At 45.8% G+C, this 9,815-nt stretch carries 6 protein-coding genes; 3 read left to right on the top strand and 3 right to left on the bottom strand.

Annotation, left to right across the window (positions count from 1 at the left end; translation table 11 throughout):
* Positions 1–547 precede the first annotated feature (547 nt).
* Positions 548–964 (bottom strand): TlpA family protein disulfide reductase, encoded by a 417-nt coding sequence (locus AC5RDS_RS13410; protein WP_083813716.1) that lies wholly within the window; start codon positions 962–964, stop codon positions 548–550.
* Between the two features lie 72 nt (positions 965–1,036).
* Positions 1,037–1,675: an endonuclease III gene (gene nth, locus AC5RDS_RS13405; RefSeq protein WP_013611156.1), complete on the bottom strand. Its 639-nt coding sequence runs from the start codon at positions 1,673–1,675 to the stop codon at positions 1,037–1,039.
* 369 nt (positions 1,676–2,044) lie between these two features.
* Between nth and AC5RDS_RS13400 the strand changes: the two genes are divergently transcribed.
* Positions 2,045–4,237 carry a RelA/SpoT family protein gene (locus AC5RDS_RS13400; protein ID WP_013611158.1) on the top strand — a complete coding sequence of 731 codons (2,193 nt, stop codon included), beginning with the start codon at positions 2,045–2,047 and terminating at the stop codon, positions 4,235–4,237.
* Here AC5RDS_RS13400 and AC5RDS_RS13395 read toward each other — a convergent pair.
* Entirely contained in the window at positions 4,234–4,683 is a 450-nt protein-coding gene (locus AC5RDS_RS13395) for an SPOR domain-containing protein (protein ID WP_087394229.1), read from the bottom strand. The two genes, AC5RDS_RS13400 and AC5RDS_RS13395, sit on opposite strands and share 4 nt — an antisense overlap.
* Before the next feature lie 148 nt (positions 4,684–4,831).
* Between AC5RDS_RS13395 and AC5RDS_RS13390 the strand changes: the two genes are divergently transcribed.
* The gene (locus AC5RDS_RS13390) at positions 4,832–7,369 is read left to right on the top strand and encodes a S9 family peptidase (RefSeq protein ID WP_013611160.1); all 2,538 of its coding nucleotides are present in this window, start codon (positions 4,832–4,834) and stop codon (positions 7,367–7,369) included.
* Between the two features lie 102 nt (positions 7,370–7,471).
* On the top strand, positions 7,472–9,505 hold the full coding sequence (locus AC5RDS_RS13385; protein ID WP_013611161.1) for a transketolase family protein: 2,034 nt from the start codon (positions 7,472–7,474) through the stop codon (positions 9,503–9,505).
* Positions 9,506–9,815 lie beyond the last annotated feature (310 nt).

The raw sequence follows: 9,815 nt of genomic DNA, 5'->3' as shown, positions 1-9,815 counted from the left end.
CCTAACCGGACACTCGTTCCTGCTCCAATGGTCTTCCGCCATAAAACCCTGCATCTCACGTTAACACGACCTGGCAAAGGAAGAATTAGAAAAATTTTATAGAATAAAATATCGGCTCACCTCTATCGGATTATGGATAGTTGGGTTACTTTACCGGAAAATATTTTTTCGTTGAAATTTATGGTTTTCAGGTCCGGTTTAGCTTGCCAGGCAGTGATGACGGGAGTCGAAGGTATTCGTGTTCGGGGACGCGGTCGCTTCTGTCGGTCATCTGGCTTTTTCTTTCACTGACCGACGGAACTCCTCGCAAGCTCGTCAGACACCACCGGTCGGACGTTCAGAAAAAGCAAGACAACACTCGACAGAGCTCCAATGGTCCCCGAACACGAATACCGAAGACGAACAAGGATCGGAATAATTCTACATTTTTAGGATAAACATATATAGAAAATCTGTAAGAAAAATAATTCCTACAGATTTTCCTATCGAAACCGGCTTATAATAAAAAACAGGTATGAACTCCATCGTAATATATAACGACCCAAACCTATTTTCCCAGCCGCTCTTCCACAAAGGCCCGCAATTTTTCCGCCCGGATGTTCTTGGCCAGAATCCGGTTATTCTCATCAAGTACCAGAATACACGGTACGGAATCTACATTGTACAACTTCACCACTTCGCTTTTCCAGCCTTTTAAGTCGGACACGTGTACCCACGGCATACCGTCCTTTTGGATCGCTTGCGTCCAGGCGGCTTTACGTTCGTCAAGCGATACACTAATCACAGCAAGGCCCTTGTCTTTAAAATCATCGTATAGTTTCACCATATTGGGATTCTCCATCCGGCAAGGTCCGCACCACGAAGCCCAGAAATCGATGATTTTCAATTTTCCTTTTACACTGTACAGCGATACCTGTCCGCCATCGGGTGTCGGCAAAGTGAAATCCGGAGCCTGGGCAGCTATATATTACAAGTAAATGTAGGAGAAAGGAAAAAGGAGAAGGGAGGTTTCCTTTCTCCATTCCCCGTTCCCCCTTCACCGTCTACTCTGAAAAAAACGGCACCATTGCCGGATTCCACATTCCTCACACTTCGGTTTCCGGGCCAGACAAACATAACGTCCGTGCAAAATCAGCCAATGATGAGCCGTCGACAAGATCTCCGCCGGAATATTTTTTACCAACTGTTTCTCAGTTTCCAAAGGCGTTTTTGTGTTATTCACCAACCCGATCCGGTTAGATACCCGGAAAACATGCGTATCCACAGGCATGGCCGGTTTGTGGAATGCCACTGCCATCACAACATTGGCCGTCTTACGCCCCACACCGGGAAGCGTTTGTAATAACTCCATATCCTCAGGCACTTTTCCCTGAAAATCCCTTTCCAGTTTTTGGGCCATTTCATGCAGATGCTTAGCTTTGTTATTCGGATAGGAAATTGATTTGATCAAATGATAGATATCCTCCACTGTCCCGGCAGCCATGGCCTTTGCATCGGGAAAGCGTTCGAATAAAGCCGGAGTCGTCATGTTCACCCGTTTGTCGGTACACTGGGCGGACAGAATCACCGCCACGATCAATTCGAAAGGGTCGTTATACTTCAATTCACTCTCGGCTACCGGCATTTTCCCGGCAAACCACCCCAATACGCCTTCATATCTCTCTTTTGTTGTCATATTTTATATTTTTATCCTTTCCAAAAAGTTGTATACGGTTCAAAATAATCCCACGTTTGATCGTCGTAAATATACATAAAAAATTGATTTCAAGCATATCCTCGTAATTTTAAACCGGCCTTTCCTGTTTATACTTCAACGTATTATTTTCCAAGCGGCCCGATAAAGATTTTCCGGATTTTCCGGGATAACAGCATGGTAGCAGATTACAGCAGTTCATTTCTGATTTCATATTTCTGTACACTTATTCTTTACACACACTTTTCAACAAACTTTTACACAAAAATAGAATTGCCGGATCGATAATCTTCAAAAGAATCGCTATTTTTACAAACAGAAAAAAGCGACACCTTCTAACAAGATTCACTTATGAACGCAATGACAGAACAAACCTATCGTCCGATCATATTGAGTAAATATACGGCTGTGTTAAAATCCTGCCGGAACCTGATTTCGAGCGAAGACATCCGGTTGATCCGTAAAGCCTTTAAGATAGCCATCCAAAACGAAACCGAAGCTTCGGAATTAAACTATCAGGAGATCGTCCGTATTTTGGATATTACGCTGATCATTACCCAGGAAATCGGCTTAGGCCGGACTTCTATCATTTGTGCCATGCTCCACAAAACAGTGGAAAAAGAAATGATCACCCTGGAGCAAATCCGGGAGATGTTCGGGGAAAAAGTAGAGCAAATCATCAAAGGACTGAAGGATATCAGCCACATTTATGCCACCCAGCGGATTGTAAACTCGGAGAATTTCAGAAAATTATTGCTCAGTTTTGCCGAAGATATCCGCGTACAGCTGATCTTCCTGGCCGAAAAACTCTATGCTTTACGGCAGGCTGCGCAGCTTTCGGAGGCCGGACAAAAACAGCTGGCCATGGAAACCAGCTATATTTACATCCCTTTTGCCCATCGATTGGGATTGTACAATATCAAATCGGAGATGGAAGACACAGCTCTCCGCTATGCCAATCCCCAAATCTACCGGGAGATCGAACAAAAATTGAAGGAATCGAAAACCGCCCGGGAGGCTTACATTGCCGAATTTATCGCTCCGATTGCCGAAGAAATGAACCGGAGAGGTATCAAATTTAAAATGAAATACCGCACGAAGACGATTGCCTCGATCTTAAATAAGATGCGGAAAAGCCAGGTTGAATTTGAAGAAATTTTCGACATTTTTGCTGTACGTTTCATTATCGACAGTGTCGGCGAAAATGAGAAGCCCGACTGTTGGCGGGTATATTCTATCGTAACCGATAAGTATACGCCTAATCCCCAGCGTCTCCGGGACTGGATTTCTGTACCCAAATCCAACGGATACGAATCGTTGCAGACCACCGTGCTGGGGCCTGGCAAACGCTGGGTAGAAGTACAGATCCGGACGGAACGTATGGATGAGATTGCCGAGAAAGGATTCGCTGCCCACTGGAAATACAAAGGGGGATCTTCGGATTCGATTATCGAAAACTGGCTGAACGAATTGCGCGAAATCCTGGAAAGCAATAATGAGAATGCGCTGGAATTACTGGATGATATGAAAATCAACCTCCAGGATAAAGAGGTACATGTATTTACTCCCAAAGGAGATTTAATAACGTTACAGGCAGGAGCCACCTTATTGGATTTTGCGTACGCTATTCACACCAATATCGGGAGCAAGTGTGTTGGAGGTATTGTCAATCACCGGAATGAAACCCTGAAATATGTTTTGAAAAACGGAGATCAGGTTTCTATTATCACTGCCGCCAACCAGCAACCGAAAGCCGACTGGCTGAGTTTTACAGTCACTTCGAAAGCCCGGAATAAAATCCGTCAATACCTGAATGAAGAAATCAACCACCAGGCCGATATCGGCAAGGAAACACTGATGCGCCGTCTGAAAAACTGGAAAATCGAATTCAACGACGAAGTGATCCGCAAACTGATGCAGCACTACAAATACAAGTTCGCTCTCGACCTTTACCACGGCATCGCTATCGGCAAGCACGATCCTTCCGAAATCAAAGAGATATTGACGCAGGTGGAAGAAAAGCCGGCCCCTGTCGTTCCGCCTAAAGATATCAAAGTGGTACGTCCAAAAAAAATCGATGAAGATGTACTGCTGATCGATAAAAATGTGGATAATGTAGAGTATAAGTTCGCCCGTTGCTGTAATCCGGTATACGGAGACGATATCATCGGTTTCGTATCCATCGGCGAAGGGATTAAAGTACACCGCCGCCAGTGTAAAAATGCCCTGGAGCTGGTTCGCCGTTATCCTTACCGGATCGTCAAGACCCGCTGGACCAACGATGGAGCCACTTCTTATCAAACCGTCCTGAATCTGACAGGCAAAGAGGACGGTAATATCATCAACAAAATTACCGAATTGATCGCCAAAGATCCGCATGCTACCTTGCGGGCCATTTCGATCAATGCCGCCGAGGGGGTATTCGATGGTAATATCACTGTCCTGATCGATAATACCGAACACCTGTCCCAATTGATTTCCAGACTAAAACATCTGGAAGGAGTGGTGAGAGTCAACCGCCACGATTCGATGCTCGAAGACTAGTCCTCTTTGACCTCCAGGAGCCATGCATCCCGAAACTGCGGATATTGTCTACGGATACGGATAAGCTCCCGGGCAGCATCGGCGTGAGTATCGTCACAAACCGCACTAACGCGGTACATCCCTTCACTATTCTGCATAATCGAACAACCCAAAAATCCGCGGCGCATCAGGTCCGACCGCAAGTTGATCGCATTCTGCCGGTAAATAAAACTCCCGACAATAATACAATACCGCATCAAATCGGCACCGTCCGTCAAACCGACTTTCTCCTTTTTCACCGTCACCGGTTCTTCTTCCACGATCAAGGTATCCTGTACTTTCTCCTGTACAGCAACTTCTACCGGTTGGGTAGATACATACCCTACCTCCGATCGTATCATTCTTTTATTCGACTTACAACAGGTCAGGGTCACCGCTAAGGCAAACAGACAAATCAATATTCGCATAACTTAAAGTTTTCTGACTTGTACGGTAAAAGAACGATTAAGTTACTCCGGGTTTAACTAGACATTAACTTTCTTTTCAATCAAAAAGCGATACCTTCGCAGAAAGAAAAAATGTTAAAAAGCTAAAACCTGATAAACCTTATCATCGATGAAAAACAAAGGATTTTTACTCTCATTATTCATTGCAGGGTCCTTGACTGCCAACGCACAGGATATCAAGGAGTGGCTGAGCCTGACACCTATAAAAATGGAGAAGCCGGCCTTGAGCCATGTAAAAAATGTCAAAGACCAGGTATTTACAGATGCCATGCTCACCGATTACTCCGGAGTAAATATCGGCAGCCTGGTTCCCGATGCCGATTCAAAGGAGAATCATTTTCACCGGCTCCGGTGGACGGTGGCCCCGATGAACCGGGATACCGTAACAGCCGGTGAAAAAACAGATCAACCGACGCTAAATTATTACGCGGTCTATTTCAGCAATTCCGAATGGATGAGCGGAAGTTTTCATTTCCGGCTATTCGGTCAGGCCGAAGTCTATATCGATGGAGTAAAAAAAGCCGGTTCTGCGGATAATAAACCCGTAGAAAAAATCGTTCACGGCGATTGGATTCCAGGAAAACACACGATTATCGTAAAAACGGCCACTCAGGGAGGCAATGTATTGTATGCTAATTTTAAAGCCGACAAAGCCTACGAACAGCTCCCTTTCGGTTTCTCTCTGTCCCCGCAACGAGGCAAGAATATTTACGATGTGCTCAACGGTAAACAAGTATCCCATCTGTCTGTCTCCCCCACCGGAAAATATGCCCTTGTCGGGATCACCAATACCGTAGATGGCCGAAGCAGTAACAATACCTACGTATACCGGATCGCCGACAAAGAAATCGTCTATACCTTTTATGGCAATAACGTACGTAATCTGCAATGGATTCCCGATCAGGACAAACTTTCTTTCCTGCAAGCAGAAGGCAACGGACAATCTTTATATAGTTACGACCTGGAAAAACAACTACAAACCCGTCTGATCAAAGAAGACCGGCAAATTCAGAGCTGCATCTGGTCACCCGATCGTTCTTATCTGATCTATTATGCCAATGAAAACTACAGCGATCCCAAATGGGAATTGCGTAAACTGGACGGCATACAAGATCGGCAGGACTATTTCCGTAACCGGAGTTATCTGTGTAAGTACGATTTCGCTACCGGCCTCCATTCCCGGCTCACCTGGGGAAATCTGAGCACTTCGCTTATGGATATCAGTGCAGACGGTAAAAAATTACTGATCTCCACTTCACGCCCGGCTTATACGGAATATCCCTATAACAAACAAGATATTTATCTGATGGATATCACCACCCAACAACTGGATACCCTTTGGAAGGACCGGCTTTATTCCATATCCTGTACTTTCTCTCCCGATGGCAAAAAACTGCTGATCAGCGGCGGCCCTTCGGCCTTCGGTAAACTGGGAGAAAACATCGGGAAAAATCAGATTGCCAACCAATACGATACCCAATTGTATATTTATGACCTGGCCACTAAAAAAGTGGACGCGATCACCCGCGATTTCAATCCTTCGGTGGAAGAAATGACCTGGCATAAAAACGGTAATATCTATATAAAAACGACCGATGCCGATTTCGTACATCTGTATTGCTATGCCGACGGTAAATTCACCCGGATCGAATGCCCGGGAGACATGATTCTCCGGACCAGTTTTGCCAGCCATGCCGACCGAATGATGTATACCGCTTCGAACACCGATTATCCTCCCCGGATCTATACCTTGAACCTAACCGATAATCAAGCGGCTCTCTGGGCGGATCCCAACGAAGAGCAATACCGGAATATTGTTTTCGGAGAGATGAAAGACTGGGACTATAAGTATAAGAAAGGTACGGTGATCGACGGACGTTATTATCTGCCTGCCGATTTCGATCCGGCCAAAAAATATCCGCTGATCGTTTATTACTACGGCGGAACGACCCCCGTCTCCCGTAGTTTCGGCGGACGCTGGCCTTTCAACCTCTATACGGCCAACGGTTATGTCGTATATGTGCTTCAACCTTCCGGAACCATCGGATACGGACAGGAATTTTCTGCCCGCCACCAAAACAATTGGGGTAAAATCACAGCCGACGAAATTATCGCCTCGACCAAAGCATTTGCCAAAGCCCATCCGTTTATCGATGCTTCTAAGATTGGTTGTATGGGAGCTTCTTACGGAGGTTTTACCACCGAATACCTTACCACCCGAACCGATATTTTCGCCTGTGCTATCTCACATGCCGGCATTTCCTCTATCTCTAGCTATTGGGGAGGCGGATATTGGGGTTACGGCTACAGTACCAACGCTTCGGCACACGCTTTCCCCTGGAACCGTAAGGATATCTATGTCGACCAAAGTCCCCTTTTCAATGCCGATCAGGTGAAAGTGCCTATCCTGTTAATCCACGGTACAAAAGATGTCAATGTACCGACAAACGAAAGTATACAATTTTATACTGCTCTGAAATTATTGGGTAAAGATGTCGAATTAGTATTGGTTAAAGATGCCGATCATGCCGTGGTCGATTACAATCAGCGTATCCTGTGGAACAATACGATTCTCTCCTACTTCGCCAAATATCTGAAAGATCAACCGGCTTGGTGGGAACACCAGTTTAAAGAGCTGAATCTCTAAACGGAAGAAGAAAAGTAAAATTAAGTGTAATTTTTACTTTTATTTTTCAAAAGATTATTTATAAATTTGCAAAAAACCAAAAATCTATTTTAAATTTATATCATGAATACAACTACCAACAGAGCGGCGGACAACATCCGAATTCTGGCAGCCTCAATGGTTGAAAAAGCAAAATCAGGTCACCCCGGAGGAGCGATGGGTGGTGCCGATTACATCAACGTGCTATATTCTGAATTTCTGAATTTCGATCCGGACGATGGCGAGTGGGTAAACCGGGATCGGTTTTTCCTGGACCCGGGTCATATGTCACCGATGCTTTATGCAACGTTGAGCCTGATTGGTAAATATAGCATGGAAGATCTGAAAAACTTCCGTCAATGGGGCAGCATCACTCCCGGTCATCCCGAAGTAGACGTAAAACGGGGTGTAGAGAATACTTCAGGTCCTCTGGGTCAGGGACATGCCATGGCCGTCGGAGCAGCTATCGCCGAACGTTTTCTGGTAGCCCGTTTCGGTGAATGGATGGCCCACAAGACCTATGCTTTCATCTCGGACGGTGGCATTCAGGAAGAGATCTCCCAAGGTGCAGGACGTATTGCCGGTACACTCGGACTCGCTAACCTGATCATGTTCTATGACTCGAATAATATCCAGCTTTCTACCAAAGTGGATGAAGTAACCCACGAAGATACAGCCAAAAAATATGAAGCCTGGGGATGGCAGGTCATCACCATCGACGGCAACGATGCAGCAGAAATCCGTCAGGCCCTGAAAGTGGCACAGGAAGAAAAAGAACGCCCTACACTCATCATCGGACACACCCTGATGGGGAAAGGAGCTGTCGGTGCCAACGAAGAAGATTTCTCCAACAAAGTATCAACTCACGGACAACCGCTGAGCGCTGCCGGAGCTTCTTTTGAAAATACGGTGGCTAACCTGGGCGGAGATCCTCAGAATCCATTCGTTATCTTCCCGGATGTACAGGAATATTATGCGCAGGTACTGGAAGAGAAACGGGCTCAGGCCAAACAGAAAAAAGCCGAACAAGCTGCCTGGGAAAAAGCCAACCCGGAATTAGCAGCCAAATTCCATCGGTTTATGTCGGGAGAAGCGCCTGCTATCGATTATAAAGCTATTGCACACAAAGCCAATATAGCAACCCGTCAGGCTTCAGCCGATGTATTGGTTACACTGGCACAGGAAGTTGAAAATATGATCGTCAGCTCTGCCGACCTTTCCAATTCAGATAAGACAGACGGTTTTATCAAAGGAGGAGCCCGCAACCTAGTGAAAGGAGATTTCAGCGGTAAATTCCTGCAAGCCGGAGTTGCCGAGTTGACTATGGCTGCAATCTGTAACGGTATCGCCCTTCATGGCGGTATTCATGTTGCCTGCGCAACCTTCTTTGTATTCTCCGATTATATGAAGCCGGCTTTCCGTTTATCGGCTCTGATGCAGATGCCGGTTAAATACATCTGGACCCACGATGCCTTCCGGGTCGGTGAAGACGGTCCTACCCACCAGCCGATCGAGCACGAAGCCCAGTTGCGTCTGCTGGAAAAAATGCAGAACCACGCCGGAAAAATGAGCATGCTGGCTTTACGTCCGGCCGATGCAGCCGAAACTTCGGTGGCCTGGAAAATGGCGATGGAAAATACCGAAACTCCGACGGCTCTCGTATTGTCCCGTCAGAATATCAACGATCTGCCGGCCGTAACCGACCGTTATACCGAAGCTTTAAAAGCAGAAAAAGGAGCTTACATCGTACAGAAAAACGGTGAAAATCCCAAAGTGATCCTAATCGCATCCGGATCGGAAGTGGCCACCCTGATCGATGCCGCCAAGTTGTTACTCGAAAGAAAAGGTATCGCTTCACAGGTTGTATCGGCTATTTCGGAAGGTTTATTCCGTCAGCAGCCGACCGCTTACCAGGAAGAAGTCATTCCGGCCTCTACGCCTCATTTCGGCCTGACCGCCGGTTTATCGGTAACTCTGGAAGGATTGGTCGGATGTAACGGCAAAATCCACGGCGTAAATCACTTCGGATATTCTGCCCCGGCCAAAGTACTGGACGAAAAGTTCGGCTTTACCGGAGAGTTTGTATACAACGAAATTTGCGAAATGCTCGGAAAATAATTCCTTGACAACACCAAAAGAAATAGTTTTATAAAACATAATTTCTTAAAATGGTGAAAATAGTTAAAACGGTGTAATGTTTAGTTTTAAAACATTGCACCGTTTTTAGTTACAGGGAAATAAAAGTTTGCCAAACAATGGAGAAAAGTAAAGTAAACTCTAATTCTCCGTCACTCCAAATTTATGGTAGAATTAATTTTTTCTTTCTATTCCGATTTCGGGTTCTGTGTCGTCAGACCCGGTCGCCCGGACCGGTCCGGTAAGGCTTTCCTTCACTGACCGGCGGAACTCCTCACTACACAAAAAACTT

It is taken from the genome of Odoribacter sp., from assembly GCF_985060555.1.
The sequence above is the reverse complement of the archived record's forward strand: the minus strand, read 5'-3'. Positions and strand labels throughout refer to the sequence as shown.